The sequence below is a fragment of the Achromobacter sp. JCM 18799 genome, from assembly GCF_055395645.1.
Genome location: NZ_AP043866.1, coordinates 939,821 through 964,338 on the forward strand (window position 1 = coordinate 939,821; position 24,518 = coordinate 964,338).

The 24,518-nt window shown below is 67.7% G+C and carries 21 protein-coding genes; 2 read left to right on the forward strand and 19 right to left on the reverse strand.

The annotated features are described in order from the left end of the window. Window positions 1-3 precede the first annotated feature (3 nt). The 18 genes from ACZ5YA_RS04605 to ACZ5YA_RS04690 form a co-directional block, all read right to left on the reverse strand. Complete coding sequence (locus ACZ5YA_RS04605) at window positions 4-996, reverse strand: Bug family tripartite tricarboxylate transporter substrate binding protein (protein ID WP_464092097.1); 993 nt, start codon at window positions 994-996, stop codon at window positions 4-6. 187 nt (window positions 997-1,183) lie between these two features. Continuing rightward, window positions 1,184-2,680, reverse strand: coding sequence for an aldehyde dehydrogenase (locus ACZ5YA_RS04610; RefSeq protein ID WP_306632702.1), 1,497 nt, complete (start codon window positions 2,678-2,680; stop codon window positions 1,184-1,186). After that, window positions 2,677-3,927, reverse strand: coding sequence for a Zn-dependent hydrolase (locus ACZ5YA_RS04615; protein WP_059379741.1), 1,251 nt, complete (start codon window positions 3,925-3,927; stop codon window positions 2,677-2,679). Before ACZ5YA_RS04615 ends, ACZ5YA_RS04610 begins: the two co-directional genes overlap by 4 nt. Before the next feature lie 17 nt (window positions 3,928-3,944). Beyond that, window positions 3,945-5,657, reverse strand: coding sequence for a thiamine pyrophosphate-binding protein (locus tag ACZ5YA_RS04620; protein ID WP_464092098.1), 1,713 nt, complete (start codon window positions 5,655-5,657; stop codon window positions 3,945-3,947). After that, a complete protein-coding gene (locus tag ACZ5YA_RS04625; protein WP_118932000.1) occupies window positions 5,654-6,583 on the reverse strand; it encodes an HpcH/HpaI aldolase/citrate lyase family protein in 930 nt (309 codons plus the stop codon). The genes ACZ5YA_RS04620 and ACZ5YA_RS04625 overlap by 4 nt, the downstream gene beginning before the upstream one ends. After that, entirely contained in the window at window positions 6,580-7,863 is a 1,284-nt protein-coding gene (locus tag ACZ5YA_RS04630) for a TRAP transporter large permease (RefSeq protein ID WP_059379744.1), read from the reverse strand. The genes ACZ5YA_RS04625 and ACZ5YA_RS04630 overlap by 4 nt, the downstream gene beginning before the upstream one ends. Before the next feature lie 4 nt (window positions 7,864-7,867). Next, window positions 7,868-8,347: a TRAP transporter small permease gene (locus ACZ5YA_RS04635; RefSeq protein ID WP_464092099.1), complete on the reverse strand. Its 480-nt coding sequence runs from the start codon at window positions 8,345-8,347 to the stop codon at window positions 7,868-7,870. After that, on the reverse strand, window positions 8,347-9,342 hold the full coding sequence (locus ACZ5YA_RS04640; RefSeq protein WP_059379746.1) for a TRAP transporter substrate-binding protein: 996 nt from the start codon (window positions 9,340-9,342) through the stop codon (window positions 8,347-8,349). Before ACZ5YA_RS04640 ends, ACZ5YA_RS04635 begins: the two co-directional genes overlap by 1 nt. Window positions 9,343-9,377: 35 nt before the next feature. Further along, a complete protein-coding gene (locus ACZ5YA_RS04645) occupies window positions 9,378-10,514 on the reverse strand; it encodes a YncE family protein (RefSeq protein WP_464092100.1) in 1,137 nt (378 codons plus the stop codon). Continuing rightward, window positions 10,511-11,323: an ATP-binding cassette domain-containing protein gene (locus ACZ5YA_RS04650; protein WP_464092101.1), complete on the reverse strand. Its 813-nt coding sequence runs from the start codon at window positions 11,321-11,323 to the stop codon at window positions 10,511-10,513. The genes ACZ5YA_RS04645 and ACZ5YA_RS04650 overlap by 4 nt, the downstream gene beginning before the upstream one ends. Beyond that, window positions 11,320-12,318: an ABC transporter ATP-binding protein gene (locus ACZ5YA_RS04655; RefSeq protein WP_464092102.1), complete on the reverse strand. Its 999-nt coding sequence runs from the start codon at window positions 12,316-12,318 to the stop codon at window positions 11,320-11,322. Before ACZ5YA_RS04655 ends, ACZ5YA_RS04650 begins: the two co-directional genes overlap by 4 nt. 4 nt (window positions 12,319-12,322) lie before the next feature. Continuing rightward, a complete protein-coding gene (locus ACZ5YA_RS04660) occupies window positions 12,323-13,192 on the reverse strand; it encodes an ABC transporter permease (protein WP_464092103.1) in 870 nt (289 codons plus the stop codon). Further along, the gene (locus ACZ5YA_RS04665; RefSeq protein ID WP_059379751.1) at window positions 13,189-14,106 is read right to left on the reverse strand and encodes an ABC transporter permease; all 918 of its coding nucleotides are present in this window, start codon (window positions 14,104-14,106) and stop codon (window positions 13,189-13,191) included. Before ACZ5YA_RS04665 ends, ACZ5YA_RS04660 begins: the two co-directional genes overlap by 4 nt. An 86-nt stretch (window positions 14,107-14,192) precedes the next feature. Then, window positions 14,193-15,698 (reverse strand): ABC transporter substrate-binding protein, encoded by a 1,506-nt coding sequence (locus tag ACZ5YA_RS04670; RefSeq protein WP_054454475.1) that lies wholly within the window; start codon window positions 15,696-15,698, stop codon window positions 14,193-14,195. 188 nt (window positions 15,699-15,886) lie between these two features. Next, window positions 15,887-16,621 carry a FadR/GntR family transcriptional regulator gene (locus ACZ5YA_RS04675; protein WP_059379752.1) on the reverse strand — a complete coding sequence of 245 codons (735 nt, stop codon included), beginning with the start codon at window positions 16,619-16,621 and terminating at the stop codon, window positions 15,887-15,889. A 262-nt stretch (window positions 16,622-16,883) separates the two neighbouring features. Continuing rightward, entirely contained in the window at window positions 16,884-17,903 is a 1,020-nt protein-coding gene (locus ACZ5YA_RS04680; RefSeq protein WP_059379753.1) for a histone deacetylase family protein, read from the reverse strand. Window positions 17,904-18,025: 122 nt separating this feature from the next. Further along, window positions 18,026-21,064 (reverse strand): ATP-binding protein, encoded by a 3,039-nt coding sequence (locus ACZ5YA_RS04685; protein ID WP_464092104.1) that lies wholly within the window; start codon window positions 21,062-21,064, stop codon window positions 18,026-18,028. Window positions 21,065-21,246: 182 nt separating this feature from the next. After that, a complete protein-coding gene (locus tag ACZ5YA_RS04690; protein ID WP_005801445.1) occupies window positions 21,247-22,326 on the reverse strand; it encodes an IS630 family transposase in 1,080 nt (359 codons plus the stop codon). 462 nt (window positions 22,327-22,788) lie between these two features. Between ACZ5YA_RS04690 and ACZ5YA_RS04695 the strand changes: the two genes are divergently transcribed. After that, the gene (locus ACZ5YA_RS04695) at window positions 22,789-22,965 is read left to right on the forward strand and encodes a hypothetical protein (RefSeq protein WP_280015569.1); all 177 of its coding nucleotides are present in this window, start codon (window positions 22,789-22,791) and stop codon (window positions 22,963-22,965) included. Window positions 22,966-23,067: 102 nt separating this feature from the next. Next, window positions 23,068-23,778 (forward strand): response regulator, encoded by a 711-nt coding sequence (locus ACZ5YA_RS04700; protein WP_059379756.1) that lies wholly within the window; start codon window positions 23,068-23,070, stop codon window positions 23,776-23,778. A 19-nt stretch (window positions 23,779-23,797) separates the two neighbouring features. On the opposite strand, the gene ACZ5YA_RS04705 is transcribed toward ACZ5YA_RS04700, so the two are convergent. Next, window positions 23,798-24,496, reverse strand: coding sequence for a response regulator (locus ACZ5YA_RS04705; RefSeq protein WP_059379757.1), 699 nt, complete (start codon window positions 24,494-24,496; stop codon window positions 23,798-23,800). Window positions 24,497-24,518 lie beyond the last annotated feature (22 nt).

The following is a 24,518-nucleotide window of genomic DNA, read 5'->3' on the forward strand; positions in this document are numbered from 1 at the left end:
GGTTCAGTCGCTGGCTTTGACGTTGAAATCGCGGACTACCTTGCCCCACGATTCGTATTCGGATTTCATCAACGCGCCGAACTCGGCGGGCGTGGCGGTGGTGCGGACCTGGGCGCCCAGGTCCGCCAGCTTGTCGCGCACGGCCGGATCCGACAGCACGGCGTTGACCTCGGCGGCAAGCTTCTGCTGGATCCCGGGCGGGATGCCGGCGGGCGCGATCAGGCCCAGCCAGGCGCCCATGTCGAAGCCGGGGTATCCCTGTTCGGCGACGGTGGGCACATCCGGCAGGCTCGCGACCCGTTGCGGCGTGCTGACGGCGATCGCTTTCAGGCGCCCGGCTTTCACCAGCGCCAGCGAGGACACCATGGTGTCGAAGGTGGCGTAGGTGCGCCCGCCCACGATGTCGGTCTGCGCCTGGCTGCTGCCCTTATAAGGCACGTGGATCATGCTGGCGCCCGCCTTGGCCAGCAGCACCGAGGTCACCAGGTGGCTGGTGGTGCCCACGCCTGTGGTGGCGTAGGTGTAGTGGTTCGGTTTGGCCTTTACGGCCGCGAGAAAGTCCTGCAGGTTGTTGGCCGGATTGTCCGGACTGACGACGAACAGATAGGGCAGCCAGGTCAGCAGGCCGATGGGCGCGAAATCCTTTCGCGCGTCGTAGTTCAGGTTGGGATAGACGTGCGGGTTGATGGCTTGCGGCGCGGATGCGCCGATCATGAGCGTATAGCCGTCGGGCTTGGCCCGCGCGCCCAGGCCGGCGGCGATGGAGCCGCCCGCGCCGGGCTTGTTCTCGACGATGAACTGCTGGCCCAGGCGCTGCGCCAGGCGGTCGCCGACCATGCGGGCGACGGTGTCGGTGGCCGTGCCGGGCGGAAATCCGACCAGGATGGTGACGGGTTTGGAGGGATAAGGGGCTTGCGCCCAGGCCGGCCCGGCCGCGGTCCAGGCCAAAACGCCCAGCATGGCTGCCAGCGCGGCTCGCCTTGTCGCATTGCGCATCGTAGTCTCCAGTCATTGTTCTGATGGCGGGAGAGCGCCTGCGCCTGCCCGCAACGGAACCGCGGTGGGCAGCCCGTCGCTGTTCAAGGTCGCACAAGGGGCCACCGCCTTCAATGGCACTGGCGGCCAAGCAGATAACGCGAAATGGCAAGGATGGCGGACGCCGCGCAGGCGTCCGCCCCGGGGATCAAGCCGTCAGGCTGATCCAGGTGGTCTTCAGGTCGCTGTACTTGTCCAGCGCATGCAGCGACTTGTCGCGGCCGAAGCCCGATTGCTTGACGCCACCGAATGGCACGGTGATGTCGCCGTCGGCGTAGCAGTTGACCCAGACCAGGCCCGCGCGCAGGCGGCGCGAGAGGCGGTGGGCGCGCGACAGGTTGGAGGTCCAGAGTCCGGCGCCCAGGCCATAGATCGAGTCGTTGGCCAGCCGCACCGCGTCGTCTTCCGTGGCGAAGCGCTGCGCGGCCAGCACCGGGCCGAAGATCTCCTCGCGCACCAGGCTGTTGTCCTGGCCGGCGCAATCAAAGATGGTCGGTTCGATGTAGTAGCCGCCCGTGTCGCCGCGGGCCTGGCGGCCGCCCATGCGCAGGCGCGCGCCCTCGGCGGAGCCCGCTTCGATGCGGGCCAGCACGCCGCGCATCTGGCGTTCGTCGACCATGGCGCCCATGGCGGTGGCGGGGTCCAGAGGATCGCCCGGCTGCAGTGCGGCGGCGTAGTCCGCGACCTTGGCCATGAAGGCGTCGTAGATGCCGTCCTGCACGTACAGGCGCGAACCCGCGATGCAGACTTCGCCCTGGTTGGAGAAGATGGCCAGCGCCGCGGCCTGGGCGGCGCGGTCCAGGTCGGGGCAATCCTCGAACACGATGTGGGGAGACTTGCCGCCGCACTCCAGCCACACGCGCTTCAGGTTCGATTGTCCCGAGTACTCCATGAAGCGCTTGCCGGTGGCGGTCGAACCGGTGAAGGCGATGCAGTCCACGTCGGGGTGCAGGCCCAGCGCCTGGCCGGCCTGCGCGCCCAGCCCGGGCACCACGCTGAAGACGCCGGCGGGAATGCCGGCTTCCTCGGCCAGGGCCGCCAGCCGGATGGCCGACAGCGAGGCCTGTTCAGCAGGCTTGAGGATGACGCTGTTGCCGGCCGCCAGGGCCGGCGCGACTTTCCAGGCGGCCATCATCAGCGGATAGTTCCACGGCACCACCGCCGCGACCACGCCCAGCGCTTCGCGCGTGATGGTGGCCAGCGCGTCCGGGCCGGTGGGGGCGATCTCGTCGTAGATCTTGTCGATGGCTTCGGCGTACCAGGCGTAGCAGCGCGCCGTCTCCGGCACGTCGAAGGCCAGCGCATCGCGGATCGGCTTGCCCATGTCCAGCGTTTCCAGCAGCGCGAGTTCCTCGCGGTGCTCATCGATCAGCGCGGCCAGGCGCAGCAGATGCTGCTTGCGCTGGCGCGGCGCCAGGCCGCTCCAGACGCCGGCCTCGAAGGCGCGGCGGGCGGCCTGCACGGCGCGGTCCACGTCGGCCGCGCCGCAAGACGCCACGTCGGCCAGCTTGCGCCCGTCTATCGGGCTGGTGGCGGGGAAGGTGGCGCCATCGGCCGCGCCGCAATAGGCGCCATCGATGTAGGCCTGGCCGTTGAAAGCGAGCGCGGCGGCGCGGGCGCGCCAGTAGGCGGCGTCCTGGCTCATGAGCGGACCTCCTGGGCGTTGGCGCGCGCCACCATGGCGTCGAGCAGCACATTGCAGCCGGCTTCCAGGTCGGCGGGCTTGGCGTCCTCGATCTCGTTGTGGCTGACGCCGTCCTTGCAGGGCACGAAGATCATGGCGGTGGGGGTGACGGCGGCCATGTAGACCGCGTCATGGCCGGCGCCGGTGACGATGTCCATGGCGGCCAGGCCGCGGCGCGCGGCGCCGTCGCGCACCTTGCCCACCAGGTCCGGGTCGAACGGGGTGGGCGGGAAATACTGCACGTGCTTCACGTCCACTTCCACGTTGTGGCGCTGGGCGATTTCGGCGCAGACTTCGTGCCAGCGCTGGTCCATGCGGGTGAGCGTGGCTTCGTCCTCGTGACGCAGGTCCGCCGTGAAGCGCACCTGGCCCGGGATGACGTTGCGCGAACCGGGGTGCGCGTAGATCTCGCCCACGGTGCCGCGGCCATGCGGCTGGTTGCCGTTGGCAATGTCCACCACCGCCTGCAGCAGGAAGCTGGCGGCATACAGCGCGTCGCGGCGGATCGGCATGGGGGTGGGGCCGGCATGCATTTCCATGCCGGTCACGGTCACGTCGTACCAGCGCAGGCCGAGCGATCCGGTCACCACGCCGACCACCTTTTCCTCGTGCTCCAGGATCGGGCCCTGTTCGATATGGGCCTCGAAGTACGCGCCCACCGGGCGGCCGCCCACGGGGTCCGTGCCGGCATAGCCGATGGCGGCCAGCTCGTCGGCCACCGACTTGCCGTCGCGGTCGGTGGCGGACAGCGCCACTTCGAGCGGGAACTTGCCGGCGAATACGCCCGAACCCATCATCACGGGCACGAAGCGCGAGCCTTCCTCGTTGGTCCAGATGGCCACTTCCAGCGGCGCTTCCGTGACCACGCCATGGTCGTTCAGGCTGCGCATGACCTCCAGGCCGGCCAGCACGCCGTAGCAGCCGTCGAACTTGCCGCCGGTCGGCTGCGTGTCGATATGGCTGCCGGTCATGACCGGCGGCAGGTCATTGTTGCGGCCGGCGCGGCGGGCGAAAATGTTGCCCACCTGGTCCACGCGCAGCGTCATGCCGGCATCGCGCATCCAGCCGGTGACCAGGTCGCGGCCCTGGCCGTCCAGCGCGGTCAGCGCCAGGCGGCAGTTGCCGCCCTTGGCGGTGGCGCCGATCTGCGCCAGGTCCATCAGCGACTGCCACAGCCGCTGTCCGTTGATCGAGATAGTCGTCGTCATGGTGGAGTCCCTCTGTGTCAGTGGCTGGCGGCGGCATTGCGGGCCAGCGCGGCCTCGCGGATGCCCATCAAGGTTTCGCCCGGCGAAATGCCGTTGGCGTCGTAGCGGATTTCCAGCAGGGCCGGCATGTTCTCGCGTTCGGCAAAGGCCAGCGCGCGCTCGAAGGCGGGGCCGAAGCTCGCCGTGTCTTCCACGGCCTCGCCATAGCCGCCGTAGCCGCGGATGATCTGGGTGAAGTCCGGGTTCTCGAAGGACAGTGCAATCGGCCGCGCCGGAAACTCGCGTTCCTGGTGCGCGCGGATGGTGCCCCAGATGCCGTTGTTGAACACCAGCACCACCACGCCCAGACGGTATTGCAGCGCCACGCCCAGTTCCTGCATGTTCATCTGGAAGCAGCCGTCGCCGGCATAGCAGACCACCGTGCGCTTGCGGTCCTCCAGCTTGGCCGAGATCGCCGCCGGCAGGCCGTAGCCCATGGAGCCCACGGTAGGCGTGAGGCTGGTGCCGGGGCCGGCATAGCGGCGATAGCGGTGGGGATACAGGGCATAGTTGCCCGCGCCCACGGTGATGCAGGCGTCGGCCGGCACGTGCGCGTCGACGTAGGCGGCTGCCTGGTCCAGGCTCATGGGCCCGGGCGAGGGCAGCGGCTTCAGACTGTCGACCAGTTCCTGGTGCGCGGCGCGCACCGCCTCGCCGCGCGCCGTCTTGTGGCCGGGGACCAGGCCCGCCACGCTGGCGGCGAAGCTGGCTACGTCCGCCACGATGGCCTGGGTCGGCGAGAACACGCGGCCCAGTTCGGCGGCGTCCGGATACACATGGATCAGCTGCTGGCGCGGCAGCGGGCTCTCGATGACGGTATAGCCTTCGGTCGTGGCCTCGCCCATGCGCGTGCCCACGGCCAGCACCAGATCGGCGTCGCGCAGGCGCTGGCGCAGTTGCGGCGTCATGGCCCAGCCGACGTGGCCGGCCGCGTTGGGGTGGCGCTGGTCGAAGCATTCCAGGCGGCGCCAGGCCGTGCCTACCGGCAGCTCGAAGCGCTCGGCGAAGCCGGCGATCTGGTCGATGGCGGTCTGGTGCCAGCCGTTGCCGCCCAGCAGCAGGAAGGGACGTTCGGCGGCGTCCAGCAATTGGGTCATGCGGGTCAGGTCGGCGGCGCCGGGATGGCTGTGCACGCGCGGGTAGCGCGGCAGGTCGGCCACGCGGGCGCGGCCCCACAGGGTGTCTTCTGGCAAGGCCAGCACCACGGGGCCGGGACGGCCGCTGGTGGCCACGGCGAAGGCGCGCGAGATGTACTCGGGGATGCGGTCGGTGCGGTCGATCTGCGCCACCCATTTGGCCATCTGGCCGAACATGCGGCGGTAGTCGATCTCCTGGAAGGCTTCGCGCTCCATGAAGTCGTTGCCCACCTGGCCCACGAACAGGATCATCGGGGTGGAGTCCTGGAAGGCGGTATGCACGCCGATGCTGGCGTTGGTGGCGCCCGGGCCGCGCGTGACGAAGCAGATGCCGGGTTCGCCGGTCAGCTTGCCGTAGGCCTCGGCCATGTAGGCCGCGCCGCTTTCCTGGCGGCAGACGATGGCTTCGATGGCATCGGTGTGGTCATTCAGCGCGTCGATGCAGGGCAGATAGCTTTCGCCAGGAATCATGAACACGCGGCGCGCGCCATGGATGCGCAGCTGCTGCATCAGGATCTGACCGCCATTGCGTTCGGGAATTACTGCTGACGTCATGCGGAGTCTCCTTGTTGCGGGACGGCCTGCGCGCGGCGCTCGGCGGCCCATCGTTCGAATTGGTGATGGCGCGCCAACAGGCGGCGCGCGGTGTTGTAGACAGGCGGATCGATGCGTTCGGCGTCATGGCGGCCGGCGCGCTGGGCTTCATAGCGGGCGACGCAATCGTGGGCTGCCATGACTTCGTCCGGGGCGGGCGTGAAGACGGCGTGGATCAGCTTGACCTGGTCGGCCACGGTGGCGCACTTGGACTTCAGGCCCATGCGGCGGGCCCAGCGCACGTCGGCTTCCAGCGCCGGCATGTCGCGGTAGTTGAACGGGCAGTCGATCGGCAGGCAGCCTGCCGCCGTGCAGTCCAGCAGGAAGCGGGCGCGCAGGTGATGCAGCTCGATGCCGTCCTTGCCGCGTTCGGCGCCCAGGCTGGCGGTCAGGTCTTCGGCCGCCAGCAGGCAGGCGGAGACGCGCGGGCTGGCGGTCAGGATGTCATAGGCGCGGTGCACGCCCAGCGCCGACTCCAGCGTGGGCACGATCTCGGTGCTGCCGGCGGGCAGGCCCAGTTCGGCCTCCAGCGCGGTGATCGCCTGGTCCAGCGCGGCGATCTGCGCCGCGCTTTCGGCGTGCGGCAGGAACACCGCGTCCGGCGCGCCAGGCATCACGCCGCGCAGGTCCGCCAGGCCGTCGTCCTCAAGCTTGTTGATGCGCACCGCGGCCACCACGCCCAGGGCGCGGCAGCGGCCGAACAGTTCGGCGATGATGGGGCGCGCGGCCGGCCGGTCCGCCGGGGCGGTGAACTCTTCCAGGTCCGCGACCAGCGCATCGGCGCCGCTGGCCAGGCCGTCGGCCTGGGCGTTGGCGTCGAGTCCGGGCACGAACATCCAGCTGCGGCGCAGGAAGGGGGGACGGCGGGAGGGGGTGATAGGGGTCATTGCACGTGCCTCGGCAGGAACAGCACCAGTTCAGGTACGAAAGTCAGCAGCAGCATGACCGCGGTCATGGCCAGCATCATCCAGGACAGCGGGCGCAGGGTCTGCATCATGTTGATGCCGCCGATCTTGCACGCGGCCATCAGGTCGACCCCGACCGGCGGTGTGTTGGCGCCAATGGCCATGTTGATCGACAGCAGGATGCCGAAGTGCACGGGATCGATGTTGTAGTGCGCCAGCACCGGCATCACGACCGGAGCCACGATGATGATGACCGGAATCGCTTCCATGAAGGTGCCCAGGAGCAGCAGCACCACGGTCAGCACCAGCAGCACGGCGGTCTTGCTGTCGGTCCATTCGACCAGCAGCGTGGACAGCGCCTGCGGCACCTGCTCGGCCACCAGCACCCAGGCGAACAGGCCCGACGCGCCAATGATCAGCAGGATGGACGCGCTGCTTTCACCGGTGGACTTCAGGTTGTCCCACAGCGACTTCAGGCTCAGCGTGCGGTACCAGAAAAAGCCGATCAGCAGGGCGTAGATAATGGCGCTGGACGCGGCCTCGGTGGCGGTGAAGATGCCGAAGCGGATGCCGCCGATGATCAGCACCGGCACCATCAGCGCGGGCAGCGCGTCGACGGCGGCGGCGCGCAGCTCGGTCCAGCTGAACGGCTGGCCCCCGGCCCAGTTGTGCTTGCGCGATTGCCAGATCGCCACGCCGATCAGCGACAGCCCCAGCAGGATGCCGGGGATGATGCCGGCCACGAACAGCTTGCCCACCGAGGTGTCGGTGATGGTGCCGTAGACGATCAGCACGATGCTGGGCGGAATGATGGTGGAGGTGGCGCCGGCGCTGCCGACCAGGGCGCAGGAAAAGCCCTTATCGTAGCCGCTGCGGGCCATGGCGGGCAGCAGCAGGCTGCCGATGGCGACCACGTCGGCCACGCCCGAACCCGATAGCGCGCCGAACATCAGGCAGGCCAGCACGGCCACCACCGCCAGGCCGCCCTTGATGTCGCCGACGATGGCGGCGCACAGGCGCACGATGCGCTGCGTCAGGCCGGCGCCGTTCATCAGCTGCGCGGCCAGGATGAAGAGCGGAATCGCCAGCAGCGTGAAGCTGTCCAGCCCCACCACGTACTGCTGCGCCGCCACCATCATGGGCGCGGAGTCGAAGACCGCCAGATAGGCCAGGCAGGACAACACCAGGCCGAAAGCGATGGGCATGTCGATCAGCACCGTGATCGTGAACACGCCCATCAGGAAGAGAGCACCCGTAGACATCTGGTTATTCCTTTGCAGCGGCGGGAGCGGAGGAGAACAGCTGCGCCAGGTGCACCACGATGGTGATGGCGCAGGCGAAAGGCAACGCCAGGTAGACGGCGCCGGCGGACACGTCCAGCGCGGGCAGGGTCTGGTCCATGGTCAGCTCGGCCAGCTGCCAGCCGGCGTAGCCCAACGCCGCCAGGCCGACGATGATGAGGGTCTGGTTGATGCGTTCGAAGACGTTCAGGATGCGGGGATTGCGCACCACGAACGGCAGCAGCCCGGCCATCAGGTGCGAACGCTCGAAGCTGCAGACGACGCCGCCGATGAAGGCCGACCACACCAGCACCAGCCTCGGCAGTTCCTCGGCCCAGTGCGGCGTGGTATGGGTGACGAAGCGGGCGAACACCACGTAGGAGATCAGGATCGCCAGCAAGGCCACCGCCAGGGCGGCGAAGGCCTTGCTGATGCCCGACAGGATCGCGGACAGTCGGTTGAGCATTACTTGGCCTCGCGGTACTTCTGCACCAGCGCCATCAGCTCGGGGCCGTAGGTGACCGAGTAGGTCTTCCAGACCGGCTCCACCGTGGCGGCGAAGGCAGCCTTATCGACCTCGTTGACCTGCATGCCCTTTTCCTTCAGCTGGGCGATGTACTGCTGGTCGCCGTCGGTAATCATCTGGCGCTGGGCGTCGCGCCACTTGTCGGCGGCTGCCTGCACGATCTTCTTGTCCTCGGCCGAGAGACGGTTCCAGACCGGCTTGGAAATGATCAGGTTGGCCGGACCCCAGACGTGGCCGGTCAGCGACAGGTACTTCTGCACCTCGAAGAAGGACGAGGTGTAGATGATGGACAGCGGGTTCTCCTGGGCGTCGAACACCTTCTGCTGCAGGGCCGAATACAGTTCGCCGAAGGCCAGCGGCGCGGGGTTGGCGCCCAGCGCGGTAAAGGTGTCCAGGCGCATCTTGTCGGGCGTGACGCGGGTCTTCAGGCCGGCCAGGTCGGCGGGCTTGGCCACCGCGCCGCGGTTGTTGGTGACGTGGCGAAAGCCGTTTTCCCACCACGAGATGATGGTCAGGTTCTTCTTGTCGGCCAGCTTGGCCAGGGCCTCGCCGAGCTCGCCGTCGAAGGCCTTGTAGGCCTGCTGCGAGGTCGACCACGTATAGGGCAGCTCGACCACGCCGAACTTGGGTTCGATGGGCTGCAGCGAGCCCGAGCCGATGATGGCCGCGCCCTGGCTGCCGATCTGCAGGCCTTCCAGCATGGTCTTTTCATTGCCCAGCTGGCCGCTGGGGAACAACACGAAATTGACGCGGCCGGCGGTCTTTTCCTTGACCTCGGCGGCGAAGCCTTCGGCGGCCTTGTTCCAGCTATGGCTGGGCGCCAGCACGTGGCCGAGCTTGATGTCCAGGGCATGGGCCGACAGCGGCGCGAGGCCGGCGAGGGCGAGCAGGGCGGCGGCCAGCAGGGCCGGTTTCTTTTGAGGAGCGGTGGTCATGGCGGAACTCCGGGAGCGGGGTGGGATGGGTAGGGTCAGTAGGATTGGGCGCGCATCGAAGCGGGCCGTCCGGGCAGGGCGATGCGGGTGCCGGTGTCGCTCAGGCCGTGGTCGTCCACGGCGAGAACCTGCATTTCGGCATCCAGGAAATTGCCGACGTAGAGGTAGCGGCTGTCGGGGCTGAAGGCCACGCCCTCGGGCAGCGCGCCGACCTCGATGGCGCCGGCGCGGGTCACGGACTGGCCGTCGATGCGCAGCAAAATAATCTGTCCGCGCGGGTGGTGGAACCAGGCGCTGGACGGGTTGTTCGAACCTTGCACGATGGCGACCGCGGCATGGCGTCCGTCGGGACTGATGGCGATGCCTTCCGGGCCGTCCTCGACCATGAGGCGGTCGATCACGCGGGGCGGATCGGCGCGCAGGTCCACCACGCTGACCGAATCCGCATGGCCGTCCGACGCGGTCGGGCTGCCCATGTCCACCACCAGCGCCAGCGCGCCGTCGGGCGACACCACCAGGTTGAACGGCACCAGGCCGGTGGTCAGGTCTTCGGCGGGATCGTGGGTCACGAGGGGCGCCGCGCCGCTCTCGTCGATACGCAGCACCCCCAGGCGATGGGTGTCGGTCTTGACCACGAAGGCGCGGCGGCCGTCGGCGGAAAATGACACCGCCACGACAGGGGTGCCCACGTCCACTTCGCCGCAGACCTCGGCGCGCTTGTCCGCAATGCGCAGCACCGACACGGAACGGCCGGCCTTGTTGGCCACCAGCGCCAGCGTGCCGGCGCGGTTGATGGACAGGCCCGAAGGCTGCAGCCCAATCTCCAGCCGCTGCACGATGGCGGGCGGATTGGCTTGCAGGTCGATCACATACAGGCCGCGGCCCGGTTCGGGCTGCCAGCCCGCGCCGTCGGCGCGCGCGCGCCAGTCCATGGAGTCCGCGATCAGGCCCAGGCACTGGTCCGGCGTGACCGCCAGGTTGACCGGCGGGCCGAACAGCGAATTCGGCAGCGGCAAGGTGGCGACCAGTTCGGGCACGGCGGGATTCGCGCCGGCATCGTAGACGCACAGGCTGTCGTTGCCGGGGGCCAGGAAACGGATCTGGCCGTCGTCCCAGGTGACCTTTTGGTCGTTGCCGACCAGCAGCAGGTGGCGTTCGCCTTGCGGGTTCATGCCGCGAGCTCCTGCGCCTGCGGCACCGCCAGGGTGGCGCCGATGAGCTGCCGCGTGTACGGGTGGACCGGCTCGAAATATACCTGGCTGGCAGGGCCGCGTTCGACCACGCGGCCGCCTTGCAGCACCACGATTTCGTCGGCGATGTGTTGCACCACGGCCAGGTTGTGGCTGATGAACAGATAGCCCAGGCGGCGTTCGCGTTGCAGCTCCATCAAGAGGTTCAGGATTTGCGCCTGCACCGACACGTCCAGCGCCGAAGTGGGTTCGTCGCAGATCAGCAGCTGCGGCTCCAGCATCAGGGCGCGCGCGATGGCCACGCGCTGGCGCTGGCCGCCGGACAGCTCGCGCGGATAGCGCGCGGCGAAGGCCGGCACCAGGCCCACGGCATCCATCATGCGGCGCACCGCGGCGGCCTGCGAGGCCGCATTGCCGATGCCATGCGTGCGCAGAGGCGCGGTCAGGATTTCGTTGATGGTGCGGCGCGGGTTGAGCGAGGAATACGGATCCTGGAACACCATCTGGATGCGGCGGGCGCGGGCGCGGGCCGGCATCGCGGCCAGCGGCTTGCCGTCCAGCAGCGCCTGGCCTTGCGTGGGCGCCAACAGGCCCAGCATCAGCTTGGCGATGGTGGACTTGCCGCTGCCGGATTCACCAACGAGGCCGATGGTCTGGCCGGCGGGCACGTGCAGGTCGATGTCATGCAGGATGCGCGGCGCGGGCCGGCGCGAGAACAGGCCGGCGCGGCCGTACTGGAAACACAGCGCGTTCAGGCTGATGCTGGCGGAAGAGGCGGTCGGGCTGCTCATGCCGTGGCTCCTAGGCGCAGGGCGCCGGGTTTGATGCACAGGCAGCGGTGTCCGCCCTGCACGCGCGCGGGAAAGGGCTGGGCGCAGCGGGCTTCCGCCGCCGGGCAGCGTTCGCGGAAGGCGCAGCCGCGGATGGCGGTGTCCAGCGAGGGCACGGCGCCGGCGATGGTGGGCAGGTCGGCGCGCGGCGCGGTGCGTCCGGGCTGGGGGATGCAGTTCAGCAGCATCGCGGTATAGGGATGGCTGGGTTGTTCCAGCACCTCGCGCACGCTGCCGCCTTCGACGATGTCGCCCGCGTACATGACGATGACGTGGTCGGCGATGCGCGCCACCAGGCCCATGTCGTGGGAGATGAACACCAGCCCCAGGCCGAACTCGGCCTGGATGTCGCGCAACAGGTCCAGCAGCTCGGCCTGCACGGTGACGTCCAGCGCGGTGGTGGGCTCGTCGGCGATCAACAGCTCGGGGCCGCACATGAGCGCCATCGCGATCATCACGCGCTGGCGCAGTCCGCCCGAGAGTTCAAAGGGATACTGCCGCATGCGGTCGCGCGGATTGGCGATGCCGACGCGGCGCAGCAGGTATTCGGCGCGCTCCTCGGCCGCGCGGCGGCTGACGCGCTTGTGCCGACGCAGCACGTCGACCAGCTGGGTGCCGATGGGGAACACCGGGTTCAGCGAGGTCATCGGATCCTGGAAGATCATGGCGATGCGCGCGCCGCGCAGCTGCCCGAGTTCAGCGGGCGTGAGCGCGCTCAAGTCCTGGCCCGCGAATTCCAGCTTGGCGACGCGGCGGCGCGCGGCCGCCGGCAGCAGGTCCAGCAGGGCCAGCGCGGTCAGCGATTTGCCGCAGCCCGATTCGCCCACGATGCACAGCGTCTTGCCGCGCTCCAGGCTGAAGTCCACCGCGCGTACCACGTGCTTGACCTGGGTCGGCGTCTGGATGTCGATGTGCAGGTCCTGGACCCGCAGCAAGGGATGGCTGGTATCGGTCATGGCATCAGCCCTTCTTCATTTGCACGGCGCGCAGCGATTCGCCGGCGCGGTTCACGCACAGCACCAGCACGAACAGCACGACGCTGGGAATCACCACAAGAGAGGGCTGGAACAGCATGTTTTCCTTGCCTTCGGCGATCATCAGGCCCAATGACGGCATCGGCGCCGGCACGCCCAGGCCCAGGAACGACAGCGACGCTTCCAGCGTGATCGCCATGGCGGCGTCCACGGTGCCGATGATGAGCAGGTTGCCCACCAGGTTGGGCAGGATGTCGCGCCAGATGATCTGCAGGTGGGTGCAGCCCTGCAGGCGCGAGGCCGTGACGAACTCGGCGTTGCGCAGGCCGGCCGCCATGGTGCGGGCCACCAGCGCATAGCGTTCCCACAGCAGCAGGCCCAGCACCAGCACCACCACGGTGAGCGAGGCGCCCACCACCGACACCACGGCCAGCGCCACCAGGATGATGGGCAGCGCCAGGCGCGCGGTGATCAGGAAGGAGACGATGCGGTCCACGGCGCCGCCGAAGTAGCCGGCGGCCACGCCCAGCGTGGTGCCGATCAGCCCGCCCATCAGCGCGACCGACAGGCCGATCAACGCCGACACGCGCACGCCGTACAGCGCGCGCGCCAGCACGTCGCGCCCTAGCTGGTCGGTGCCGAGGGTGTGGTTCCAGCTGCCGTCTTCGCCCCAGACGGGCTCTTGCAGGCGCGCCAGCAGGTCTTGCGTGTACGGGTCGTGCGGCACCAGGTAGGGACCGAGCAGGCCGGCCAGCACCAGCAGCGCCAGCACGGCCAGGCCAAGGTTGCGGCCCAGGCGGGCCGCGCGTGCGCCGCGCGAGCGGACGGGAAGGGGGGAGGCGATGACGCTGCTCATGATGAAACTCGCACGCGGGGGTCGAGCCAACCGTTGATCAGGTCGGCGACGAGGGTCAGGACGATGTAGATCAGGGCGAAGATCAGGATCAGCGCCTGCATCGTGGGAAAGTCGCCGCGCAGGATCGAGGTCCAGGCCAGCAGGCCCGCGCCGTTGATGGCGAACACGGTCTCGATGACGACGGAACCGGCCAGCAGCGTGCCCATCTGGGCCGCGGCCAGCGATACCAGCGGCCGCAAGGCGTTGCGCAGCGCGTACTTGAGTACCACGCTGGCGCCGCCCAGGCCCATGGCGCGCGCGGTGCGGATGTAGTCGGTGGCCAGCACGGTTTCCATCTCGGACTTCATCAGCCGCAGCATCGCCGGCATGGCGAACAGCCCCAGCGCGGTCACCGGCATCACGTAGTGCTTCCAGCTGTCAAAGCCCGAGGCCGGCAGCCATTGGTTGCGCACGCTGAAAAGGATGATGAGCAGGAAGGCCAGGCAGAACGGCGGCATGGCCTGGGCGCAAGCCGACAGCAGCATGGTGGCGCGGTCGATCAGCGAGCCCCGGCGCAAACCGGCCGCCACGCCCAGCGGTATCGCCAGCAGCAGCGCGAACAGCATGGCGGCCAGGCCCAGCTTGGCGGTGGCGGGGAAATGCTGGGTCAGCAGTTCGGCCACCGGGCGGCTGAAGTACAGGCTGTCGCCGAAGTCGCCGCGGGCGACGCCGGCCAGCCAGCGGCCGTACTGCACCAGGATGGGATCGTTGAAACCATGCAACTGGGCCAGGCGGGCGGCGTCGGCGGCGCTGCCTTCACCGGCCAGGCGCGCGGCCGGATTGCCGGACGCGAACACCAGCGAGAAGCTGATCAGCGAGACGAACACCACCAGCAGCGCGGACACCACCAGGCGGCGAAACAGGAATGCAATCATGGGGCTTACCTATGACGGAGTGCGCCGCAGCGGCCGGCGTTCCCGCCCGCTCGGGCTGGGGAACGCAGCCGCGCCGGCGGGGCCGGTCAGTTCCAGCGGGCCTTGTAGAAACGCGGGAACTCGTCGCCGTCGACCGAGAAATTCAGGTCCTTGGACTGCACGGCGTTGAGCGAGTGGTTCCACAGCGGCACCCAGTAGGCCTGTTCGGCCACGATCTTCTGGGCGGCGGCGTAGTTCTTGGCGCGCAACTCGCGGTCCACGGAGGTGTCGGCGGTTTCCAGGTACTTGATGACTTCCGGATTGCGCGCCTGGTCGTCCGGGCCGCCGCGGAAGAAGTTGCTGGTCGACAGCGCCGCGTCGGCGATGCCGTAGGAACCCCAGTTGGACGACAGCATGGCGATCTTGCCTTCGCGCCAGTTGGTCATGGCGGTGCCGTATTGCTGCTCGACCAGGTTCAGCTTGATGCCGGCCTGCGCCATCTGCGCGGCGGCGGCGTCCAGGATGGCGCGCGGCGGGGCCGAGATCACCAGGTCCAGGGTCACGCCGTTGGGGTAGCCGGCCTGGGCCAGCAGCTGCTTGGCGCGGGCCGGGTCGAACTTGTAGGACTGCACGTCGGCGGCGCAACCGAACTGCGCCGGGTTGCAGGCCGCGTTGATCACCTTGGAGGCGCCGCCCACCAGGGCTTTGCGGATGGCTTCGCGGTCGATGGCGTAATTGATGGCCTGGCGCACTTCCTGCTTGGCCAGCGGCGACTTGCCGTCGTCCGCGCGCGGGTTCAGCGAGATATAGCTGATGCGCATGATGCTGCTGCTCTTGACCGTGACGGCCGGCTGCTTTTCCATGCGCTTGGCCACGTCCGGCGGCACGCGCCAGATCCAGTCCAGGCCGCCGGACAGCATCTCCGCGTATTGGGTATTGGCGTCCGGCAGCACGCGCACCACCAGCTTCTGCACGGCGGGCTTGGGGCCGAAGTAGTCCTCGAAGCGCTCGTACACGTAGCGGCTGCCGGGCTGGCTTTCCACCAGGCGGTAGGGACCGGTGCCGATGGGCTTGGCGCCCATGTCGGACTGGTTGGCCTCGTAGTACTTGCGCGGATAGATCGGCAGGTTCTCCGACAGCATCTCCAGCGCCAGCGGGTAGGGCGTCTTCATCTTGATGCGGACCGTGTCGTCGGAAGCCTTCTCGGCCTTGGCAATCCAGGCGACCTGATTCTGGAAGCGTGCCTTGTAGCCTTCGGAGGACACCAGGTTCAGCGTGTACAGCACGTCGTCGATGGTCAGCAACGAGCCGTCATGGAACTTCACGTCCTTGCGGATCGGCAGTTCGATGGTGGTGTCGTCCACGAACTTGTAGCCGGTGGCGATGGCCGGGCCGAATTCGCCCGTGTCCTGGTTTTTCTGCAGCAGACCCGAGAAGACCATGCGCGCCAGCGCCAGGCCGGGACGGTCCGATTCCTTGTAGGCGTCCAGCGTGGCGGGCGCCGCGTCGAAGGCGATGTTGAGGGAGTTGTCAGCCTTGTTGGCCTGGGCGGCATGGGCGCCAAGCGCCAATAGCGCCGCGCTCAAAAGCTTCACGGTACGGGTCAGCTGCATGTTTTCACCTTGATGTGTTTTAGGTATGGGACTTACGGGTACTGAGGGTGCTGCGGAACTGCTGTTTGCGTATCGGCGGGCAAGCCGCTCCCCTTGCCGCAGGCGGCGCGTTCTGCGCCGGCGGTGCTTGCACGGGTCGGTAGGGAAAGGGGCCTGGGCGTCAGGCCGGGATTCAGGCGTTCATCAAATCATCGGATCCCAGCGCTGCCGAAGTCTTCCCGCAGGCGGGCCAGGATGCCGACCAGATGGTCGTGCATGGCGTGGCGCGCGCGGATGGGATCGCGGTCGGAAATGGCCGCGAGGATGCGTTCGTGTTCCTGCTGGGCTTCGCTCCACACCTTGGTGGTCACGAAGTGCTCTTCAAGACGGTTGAATACCGGGCTGAGCGTGCTCAGGTGCCAGATATGGGAAATTGCCGCCGCCAGCGCCGCGTTGCCGCAGGCGGCGCCGATCGCGCTGTGGAAGGCGCGGTCGTGCACGCTGGGGGATTCGGTCAGGGACATGCCTTCGTGCGCCGCGCGGATCGCCGCGATCTGGGCCGGCGATGCCTTCTGTGCCGCCAGGGCCGCGCACTCGGGTTCCAGCAGCAGGCGGGTTTCCAGCAGGTCGAAGGGGCCGATGTCGGTCGCTTCGACGCCGTTGGCGGCTGCCGGCGCTTGTTGCGGCGACTGGTACTGGCCGTCTTCGCGCGCCTGGTTCACGAATACGCCCGTGCCTACCCGGACCTCCACATAACCTTCGATTTCCAGCGCGATCAGCGCTTCGCGCACCGAGGCGCGGCTGACCTGCAACTGCTCGGCCAGTTCACGCTCGGCCGGCAGCCGCCCGCCCGCGGGGAAGTCGCCCGCCTTGATGCGCGCGGCGATCTGGTCGGCAATCATGCGGTAGAGGCGGGTGGAGGCGACGGCCTGGAGAGAGGTCATTGTTGCGTTCGGGTGGATGGTCGGGATGTAGAGGGTAATGGGTCTGCCCGGGCTTGTCTTGCATGGCGCCCCCGGGGAATCTCCGGGAGTGTCTGGATATCTGGTGGCCCAGTGGTCAGGCCACTGGACGAAATGTACCGGAGGCGCTCCGGCTTGTGAACCGGGCTTTTCCATTTTTAGGGAAAACCACTAGCGTGGCATTCGCGCCGCGCCAGCGGGTTTGCGGCCGGCGTCCGCGGCGGGACGCCGGCGGGGTGCGCGATCAGGCGGCAGCCAGTCCGCCGAAGAAGCGCGCGGCGTTCGACTCCAGGCCTTCGATGTAGTAGCCGCCTTCCTGCACGATCAGGGTGGGCAGCGCAAGGCCGCCGACTTCCCGGCCCAGGCGTTCAAAGCCGTTTTCGCTGACCGCGACCATGGCCTGCGGGTCCTTCTCGAAGATGTCGAAGCCCAGCGACAGCACCAGGGCGTCGGGCTGGAACAGTTCGATGGCGCGGCGCGCCTGGGCCAGCTTGTCGAAGAACACCGATTCCGGAGACCCATGCGGCATGGGCAGGTTGATGTTGTAGCCGTAGCCCGCGCCGGCGCCACGCTCGTCTTCGTAGCCGGCGACGACAGGGTAGAAGTTCTCGGGATCGCCGTGGATGGACACGTACAGCACGTCGCTGCGCTCGTAGAAGATCTCCTGGATGCCCTGGCCGTGGTGCATGTCGGTGTCCAGGATCGCCACGCGCGGAAAGCGCGAGGTCAGGCGCTGCGCGGCGATGGCGGCATTGTTCAGGTAGCAGAAGCCGCCGGCCGCGTCGCGCCGGGCATGGTGGCCGGGCGGGCGGCAGATGGCGTAGGCGTGGCGCTCGCCCGCCAACAGCGCATCGGCGCCGGCGATGGCGCATTGCGCCGACCAGTAGGCCGAGTGCCAGGTGTGCTGGCCGACCGGGCAGCTGCCGTCGGCCAGGTAGCGCGCGGCCTGGGCCAGCACGCCGCGCAGGGCGTTGGGTTCGCGCACGAAGACGTTGGAGACGACCTCGTCGCCCCAATCGTCGGGCAGTTGCTTCCAGGCGGCGTGCGCTCCTTGCAGAAAGCGCAGGTAGTCCAGCGTGTGCACCGCCGAAATCGCGCCCGCGCCCTGGTCGGGCGGCGCCTGCACCTCAAAGCCCAGCTTGCGCGCGGCCTCGGCCAACGCGTCCAGGCGCGAGGGCACTTCCTGGGGCGTGCGCATCTTGCCGCGCGAGAAATAGGTCTGCGGATGGTGCAGTTTCTGGTCGTCGTGGAAGTATGCCTTCATGCGGGATGACACCTGGTTGCGGGTTGACGCCACGCCGGCCGGGGCTGTCGTCTCCCGGGCAGGCGGCCAAGACGACGTTATACGTGGCTGCGGCCCGCAGGACAATCGGCAACACCCTGGATTCAGCGCAAGGCGGCGCGCGCGGCGGTCTCCAGGCTGAGCAGATGTTCCTCGAGTTTCTGGCGGTCCTGCGCCGAGGCATACTGTCCCATCTGCATGCAGAGGTCGGCCACGGCGGTCTTGCCTATCATGGAAAAGGCGCCCCGGATCGAGTGGCATTGTTCGCGCACGCTTTTGAAGTCCGGGCGCGTCAGCGCTTCGCGGATCGCCGCCAGCGAGGCGCCCAGGCTGGAGTCCAGCGCGGCCAGCACGGCGGGTTCCGGCGGCAGCGTCGCCGGGTCGGTGAAGGCAAGGGATTCGTCGCCTAGCCGGGCCTGCGGAATGTGTTCGCGTATCGTGCGTTGCAGCGCCCGTAGCGACAAGGGCTTGAGCAATATCGCGTCAAAGTCCGCGGCGCTGCTGTGCAGTTCGTCGGGTTCCACGTGCGCCGTCACTGCCACGACAGGGAGTGCGGGGCCGCGCGCTCGCAGGAACTGCGCCAGGGCGTAGCCGTTGATCTCCGGCATGGAGATATCCGTCAGCACCATGTCGTAGCGGCGCATTCTGACCCAGCGCATCGCGGCCGCCGCGCCTTCGGCGGCATCGGCGGCGATGCCCAGAGCGGCGAGCTGGTCCAGGATCAGCTCGCGGTTGGCGGGGTGGTCGTCCACCACCAGCACGCGGATGTCGCGCGCCAGTCCGCAAGACGCGGCGGTGGCGGGCGGGCCGACCGGGCCGGCGGACAGTGGCGCCGCGTCAGCCGTTTGTGGGCAGGCTTGCAGCGGCAACGCCACGCTGAAGACGCTGCCTTTCCCGACTGAGCAGGCGACGGACAGCGTCCCGTCCATCATTTCGACCAGCTTCTTGCTGATCGGCAATCCCAATCCGGTGCCGCCGTAACGGCGGCTGATCGACCCGTCGGTCTGCGCATACAGGGTGAACACGCGGGCCGCCTGCTCGGTGGTCATGCCGATTCCGGTGTCGCGCACGCGCAGCTGCACGCCGGTTCCGCCGGCCAGGCCACGGCCAGGCGTCGCGGTGATTTCCACTTCGCCGGCCTCGGTGAATTTGACGGCATTGCCCACCAGGTTCACCAGGACCTGGCGTATGCGGGTCGGATCGCCGGCATAGGACTGCGCCAGCCCGCTGTGGGGCTTGAACGACAGCCGCAGCCCCTTGGCGCGGGCGGCGGGTTCGAACATGGCTACGACCTGGGCGGCGATCTGCGCCAGATCGAACGGTATGCGCTCGATCGTCATCTGCCCGGACTCCATCCGCGACACGTCCAGGATGTCATTGATCAGATCGACCAGCGCGCGCGAGGCCTCGCGCACGGTGCGCAGGCGCCCGCCCTGGCCCACGGCGTTCGGATCCCGGTCCAGCAGTTCCAGATGGCCCAGCACCAGGTTCAAGGGCGTGCGGATTTCGTGGCTCATGGTCGCCAGGAACACGGACTTGGCGCGCGCCGCATCGATGGCGGCGATCCTCGCGTCATCGCGCCGCCTCTCGATGTCCTTGCGCGCCGTCGCGTCCGAGAAACTGCACAGCAGCACGTCGTCGCCGTGGTAGCGCGTCTTGACGATATTGACCAGCAGTTCGCACTCGCGGCCGTCGTCCAGCTTCAGGGTGACTTCTCGGTCGCGCTGGACCCAGGCGTCGCGGTCGCCGCGGGCATGACAGTCGCGCAGCAAGCCGTGCAGCGACACGCCGGCCGCGGCCCGGGCGGCGTAGCGCTCCATCATCGCGTTCTGCAGCAGCGCCTCGCCGCTCGCGCACGAGACCAGGCCCACGCCGAACTGCGCCGATGCGATGATGGAGCGATTCATGTGCTCGCTTTCGAACACGTGCCGCGAGCGGCGGTACACAGGGACCAGCGCCTTGCGGTGGAACCACAGCAACAGTGCCCAGAGCGTGCTGAGCAGCAGGATGGTCACGGTCAGGTACAGCGCCAGGCTGGGCAGGAGCGCGGCGACGACGGTGCGCCAGGAGTAGGCGTACACCAGGGTCCAGCCGGTGTCCAGCAGCGGGCCGCTGACGTTGAAGACGCCATGCTGGTAGCGCGTCTGCGGCTCCGTCGCAGTGGGCTTCCAGGAGCCGGACGCCAGCGCCGTGCGCACCGGTCCATAGGAGTGAGCGATGGGCCGCCCGCGGTCGGTCTCAAGCAGGATGCGGCCGTCGCCATCCACCAGCGCCACGGCGGTGCTGTCCGGGATCGCGTCCAGGCGCGCGGCCAAGGCGCCGACCGGATAGTCGCTCACGAAGATCATGAACGGCTGCAGGCCGTCGAATGCGGGTTCGACCAGCTTGATCACGTTCTGCCCGGTCAACGGGTTGACCGCCGGCGCTTGCCACAGGATGCGGCGCGTAGAGGCCCATAGCGCGGCCGCGTCCGGATCCTTCAAGACGGCCAGGTCATAGGACAGGCGGCTGATGAGGCCAGCGGTGTCCGAGGCGCCGACGCGCTCCAGCAGTTGCGGAAAATCCAGGCGCGGCGCGGGCATCAAGGCCAGGAAGCGCAGGTCGGGGCTGTATCCATATGCCATCAGCGGCGACTTTCTTTCCTGTTGGCTGGCGGTCGCCGTATAGGCCTGCAGTCCCAGCATGCCGAGGTAGCGGGCGTGTTCGTCGGCGGACGATGCCGCGGCCGTGTCGGCCACCGCCAGAATGGGCGTAAGCCCGGCGCTGGCCTGCAAGCGGACCCGGCCATGGCCGGCGCGCAACGCGGCTTCATTTTCAGGCGTGGGGGCGGGCCGCGCCTGCCATAGCAGTTCGGCATTGATGACGCCGCGCCGCATGGCGGTCTGCTTGCCTTCGAGATCCAGGCTCACGAGAGACTGGTGCGCGGCGAGTTCCGTGTGCAGCCTGGCGATGGCGGCATGCGCCGCGTTGTACAGGACCAGACAGGCCGCAAGCACGATCAGAACGGACAGCACCATGCCGCCGCCGAACAGCATCACGGAGTGATAGCGGGCGAGGAGGCTGAGTTCCCTGTCGTGTTGCATCCCCGCGCTGAGCAGGTCTTGCGTATCGCCAAGGCTGGCCATGGCGGTGGAGTTAGGCATATCGGTCTTTCGGTATGGGTCGCGCGCGTGGACGTGTGGCGCGCTTGATGCAGACGCGAAGAATCCCATGAAAACCCGGCTTGCAATCCGTTTTCAGGGCTATATTTGCATTTGTTTTGCAGTATTCAGACTAGCCCTATATCCAAGCCCAATGAACTAGTGTGGTGTCTCAAAAGTAATCATCAAATAATGGTACTCGCTGCCCGCGCCACAGATGCCAAGATGGTGTCCGCACTTTTATGCCACACGAACGGCTTGGGATCCTCGTTGTGACGATCAATGTATTCCCGTATGGATTGCTCCAGCTGAGCAACGCTGGTGTGGGCGCTGCGCTTGATCCACTGCTCGCTGATCTGGCTAAAGAAACGCTCGACCAGATTGAGCCAGGACGCTGAGGTGGGCGTGAAGTGAACGTGGTAGCGAGGATGGGCTGCTAGCCAGGCCCGCACTGCCTGCGTCTTGTGCGTGCCGTAGTTGTCCATGATCAGGTGGATGTCTTGTTCGCCAGGCACCGCTGCATCGATGGCTTTGAGGAACTGCAGGAATTCCACACTGCGGTGACGGCGCTTGAGCTGTCCTATGACTTTGCCAGTGGCCACATCCAGCGCTGCAAACAGCGACGTTGTGCCATGGCGCTTGTAATCGTGCGTGCGCGTGCTGGGTTTGCCAAACGTCAGTGGTAACCCTGGTTGGGTGCGATCCAGAGCCTGGATCTGGCTCTTCTCGTCCACGCACAGCACCAAGGCGCGATCGGGTGGTGCCATATACAGCCCCACCACATCCCGTACCTTGTCCACGAAATGGGGATCCGTCGATAGCTTGAAGGTTTCTTGCAGGTGCGGCTTCAGCCCAAAGGCATGCCAGATGCGCTGCACCGTCGCGGGCGATACGCCAGCGTGCCGACTCATCTGGCGCACGCTCCAGTGCGTGGCGTTGTCAGGCTTGCTCTGGCGAACCTTGTCCACAATGAGCTGAACCTGCTCGTCGCCCACACTGCGCGGGCGGCCAGCGCGCGGGGCATCGGTCAAACCCGCCAGACGATACGCCCGGTAGCGCCGCCGCCACTTGGAGACAGTTTGCACCGTCGTGCCCAAGCGTTGGGCAATCATGGTGCCCGACTCCCCATCTGCGCAGCCCAGCACGATTCGCATGCGCAGCTTCTCGTCCTCGGGCGCTTTGCGTACGCGCAGTCGCGCATGCAGCTCTGCGCGCTCGGCATCGGTGATCTGCAGCTTCGTGGCGGGGCGTCCAGGGTGGGCCATCAGCGTAGTCTCCTATAAGGAAGCTGATTCGACCAACACCGGTCAAAATAGTTCTATCTATTTTTGAGACACCACACTAGGACTGGGCTTATGAATTCGGCATGGGGCAGGACTGGGGGCAGGCTGCGGACCGCCACGCCCATCCAGCGCCGGCATGCGCGGCGTGGTCCGGGCTCGCGACGGCCGGCGGCCCTTGTCGGGACTGCAAGGAAGAATTTGCGGCGCCCCTGCCGCAATTGTTGAGGAGTTGACATGAGGCATCCTGCGAGGGTTTCTGTTCGTATGGTCATGGCAGGCGTGTTGGCGGCGGGTGTGATACCCATGGCGGCTCATGCCGCATCGGGAACCATCACGTTCACAGGGGGAGTGTCCGCAGCTTCGTTTACGCGCGATCTGCGGCAGGCGCCGGACGGAGCCGCTCTGCGGTTCCAGGGCGCCCGGGTCGAACGCAGCAGCGCGACCGTGAGCCTGCGGAACCTGGATTCGGCGTCGTACGGCTTGGCTTGCCCGGGCGTGCGCATGCAGCCGGCCGCGGCCTGTCATCTGCCTGCGGGCGGCGGCGCGCTGGCGCTGACAGCGAGCCGGTCGCATCCTGCGGCGGGGCCGGCCAGGGCCATCGTCACGCTGGCCTACGACTAGCCTCGGCCGCGAAGACTTATCTATCGGGCCGGCCAATGAGCGCCGGCCCGGGACCTTGCGCAAAGGCTCCTTTTCAGACGAACAGTCCCTAGAGACTCGGGCATGGACGAATTCAAGATCAAGGTGATGCTGGCGGACGACCATCCCGGCATGGTGGCGGGCGTGCAGCACGCGCTGGCCGAGGTGGCTACGATTTCGCTGGTGGGCGCGGCGGCCAACTCCACCGAACTGGTCGCGCTGCTGGATCGCGTTCCTTGCGATGTGGTGGTGTCCGACTACTCCATGCCCGCCGGCGATTTCGGCGATGGGGCTTCGCTGTTCGGCTTGCTGCAGCGGCGTTATCCGCAGCTGAAGCTGGTGGTGCTGACCATGCTGGACAATGCCGCGGTCATGCACACGCTGGTGACGCTGGGCATAGGCGGCATTGTCAGCAAGTCCGACGCGCTGGCGCATTTGATCCCGGCCATCCATGCCGCCCACACCGGCGGGAAGTACTACTCGCCCAGCGCCAACAAGGTGATCCAGGGCATAGACTGGAACCGGCGCGGGCGAAATGCCGAAAGCGTGCTGAGCCAGCGCGAATCAGAGGTCGTGCGGCTGTATGCCTCGGGCCTCACCATCAACGAAATCGCCGAGCGCCTGCACCGCAGCAAGAAGACCATCAGCACCCAGAAAGCCAAGGCCATGGAAAAGCTCGGCATCGAGCGCGAGGTCGACCTGTTCCGGTATGCAATGGAGAACGGCCTGACCGCCACGCTGGCCGAGGAATCCGCTCCGGCGGGGCAACAGCAGGATTCAGGCACGCCGGGCTGAGGCCCGGGCGCGCATGGGCTTACGCCGACGCGGCTTCCTGGGTTGCGCCGGCAGGGCCGGAGGAAGGGCTGGCGCTGATCAGTCCCGATTCGATCCCGTAACGCAGCAGTTCGATGTCGCGCTCCAATCCCAGCTTGAGCATGGCTGTGCCTTTCTGCGTGCTGATGGTCTTCTTGCTGCGGTGCAGGCGCTCGGCGATTTCATTGATCGTCAGGCCGGACACGAACAGGCGCACCACTTCCAGCTCGCGCCGGGTCAGCATGTGGATGCCGTAGTCGCCGCGGTCCAGGGCGTTTGCCAGCTCGGAGATCCGCGGCGAAAGATAGCGGCCGTTGGCGTGGGCGCCGTGTATCGCCGGCAATAGATGATTCAGCGAATCGGACTTGCTGAGGACGGCGGGAATGCCGAGGTTCAAGAGCGAATGCACGATGCCCGGGCTTTCCAGCATGGTCAGCACCACGATCTTCAGGGCGGGGTAGCGCTGGCGGATCAAGCCGAACAGCGTGATGCCGTCGCCGAACCGTCCGCCGGGCATGGAGTAGTCGGAGATCAGGACTTCGCACGGATGCCGGCCCAGCATCTCCATCAGTTCGGAGGAGTCGCGGGCCGCGCCGATCACGGATACGGTGCTGCTGGTAGCCAGCGTGTGCTGCACGCCGGCGCGTACGGCGGGATGGTCGTCGGCGACCATGACGCGTAGATTGAGTGGCTTCATCATGGAACAGGGTAGGAGCAAAGCT

Excerpts from the sequence above, each read along its gene's own strand:
- ACZ5YA_RS04685 (WP_464092104.1), bottom strand. The coding sequence starts at position 21,064 with ATGCCTAACTCCACCGCCATGGCCAGCCTTGGCGATACGCAAGACCTG.
- ACZ5YA_RS04650 (WP_464092101.1), bottom strand. The coding sequence starts at position 11,323 with ATGAGCAGCCCGACCGCCTCTTCCGCCAGCATCAGCCTGAACGCGCTG.
- ACZ5YA_RS04675 (WP_059379752.1), bottom strand. The coding sequence starts at position 16,621 with ATGACCTCTCTCCAGGCCGTCGCCTCCACCCGCCTCTACCGCATGATT.
- ACZ5YA_RS04645 (WP_464092100.1), bottom strand. The coding sequence starts at position 10,514 with ATGAACCCGCAAGGCGAACGCCACCTGCTGCTGGTCGGCAACGACCAA.
- ACZ5YA_RS04625 (WP_118932000.1), bottom strand. The coding sequence starts at position 6,583 with ATGACCCCTATCACCCCCTCCCGCCGTCCCCCCTTCCTGCGCCGCAGC.
- ACZ5YA_RS04670 (WP_054454475.1), bottom strand. The coding sequence starts at position 15,698 with ATGCAGCTGACCCGTACCGTGAAGCTTTTGAGCGCGGCGCTATTGGCG.
- ACZ5YA_RS04610 (WP_306632702.1), bottom strand. The coding sequence starts at position 2,680 with ATGAGCCAGGACGCCGCCTACTGGCGCGCCCGCGCCGCCGCGCTCGCT.
- ACZ5YA_RS04635 (WP_464092099.1), bottom strand. The coding sequence starts at position 8,347 with ATGCTCAACCGACTGTCCGCGATCCTGTCGGGCATCAGCAAGGCCTTC.
- ACZ5YA_RS04705 (WP_059379757.1), bottom strand. The coding sequence starts at position 24,496 with ATGATGAAGCCACTCAATCTACGCGTCATGGTCGCCGACGACCATCCC.
- ACZ5YA_RS04690 (WP_005801445.1), bottom strand. The coding sequence starts at position 22,326 with ATGGCCCACCCTGGACGCCCCGCCACGAAGCTGCAGATCACCGATGCC.
- ACZ5YA_RS04605 (WP_464092097.1), bottom strand. The coding sequence starts at position 996 with ATGCGCAATGCGACAAGGCGAGCCGCGCTGGCAGCCATGCTGGGCGTT.
- ACZ5YA_RS04700 (WP_059379756.1), top strand. The coding sequence starts at position 23,068 with ATGGACGAATTCAAGATCAAGGTGATGCTGGCGGACGACCATCCCGGC.
- ACZ5YA_RS04620 (WP_464092098.1), bottom strand. The coding sequence starts at position 5,657 with ATGACGTCAGCAGTAATTCCCGAACGCAATGGCGGTCAGATCCTGATG.
- ACZ5YA_RS04655 (WP_464092102.1), bottom strand. The coding sequence starts at position 12,318 with ATGACCGATACCAGCCATCCCTTGCTGCGGGTCCAGGACCTGCACATC.
- ACZ5YA_RS04680 (WP_059379753.1), bottom strand. The coding sequence starts at position 17,903 with ATGAAGGCATACTTCCACGACGACCAGAAACTGCACCATCCGCAGACC.
- ACZ5YA_RS04615 (WP_059379741.1), bottom strand. The coding sequence starts at position 3,927 with ATGACGACGACTATCTCGATCAACGGACAGCGGCTGTGGCAGTCGCTG.
- ACZ5YA_RS04640 (WP_059379746.1), bottom strand. The coding sequence starts at position 9,342 with ATGACCACCGCTCCTCAAAAGAAACCGGCCCTGCTGGCCGCCGCCCTG.
- ACZ5YA_RS04665 (WP_059379751.1), bottom strand. The coding sequence starts at position 14,106 with ATGATTGCATTCCTGTTTCGCCGCCTGGTGGTGTCCGCGCTGCTGGTG.
- ACZ5YA_RS04660 (WP_464092103.1), bottom strand. The coding sequence starts at position 13,192 with ATGAGCAGCGTCATCGCCTCCCCCCTTCCCGTCCGCTCGCGCGGCGCA.
- ACZ5YA_RS04630 (WP_059379744.1), bottom strand. The coding sequence starts at position 7,863 with ATGTCTACGGGTGCTCTCTTCCTGATGGGCGTGTTCACGATCACGGTG.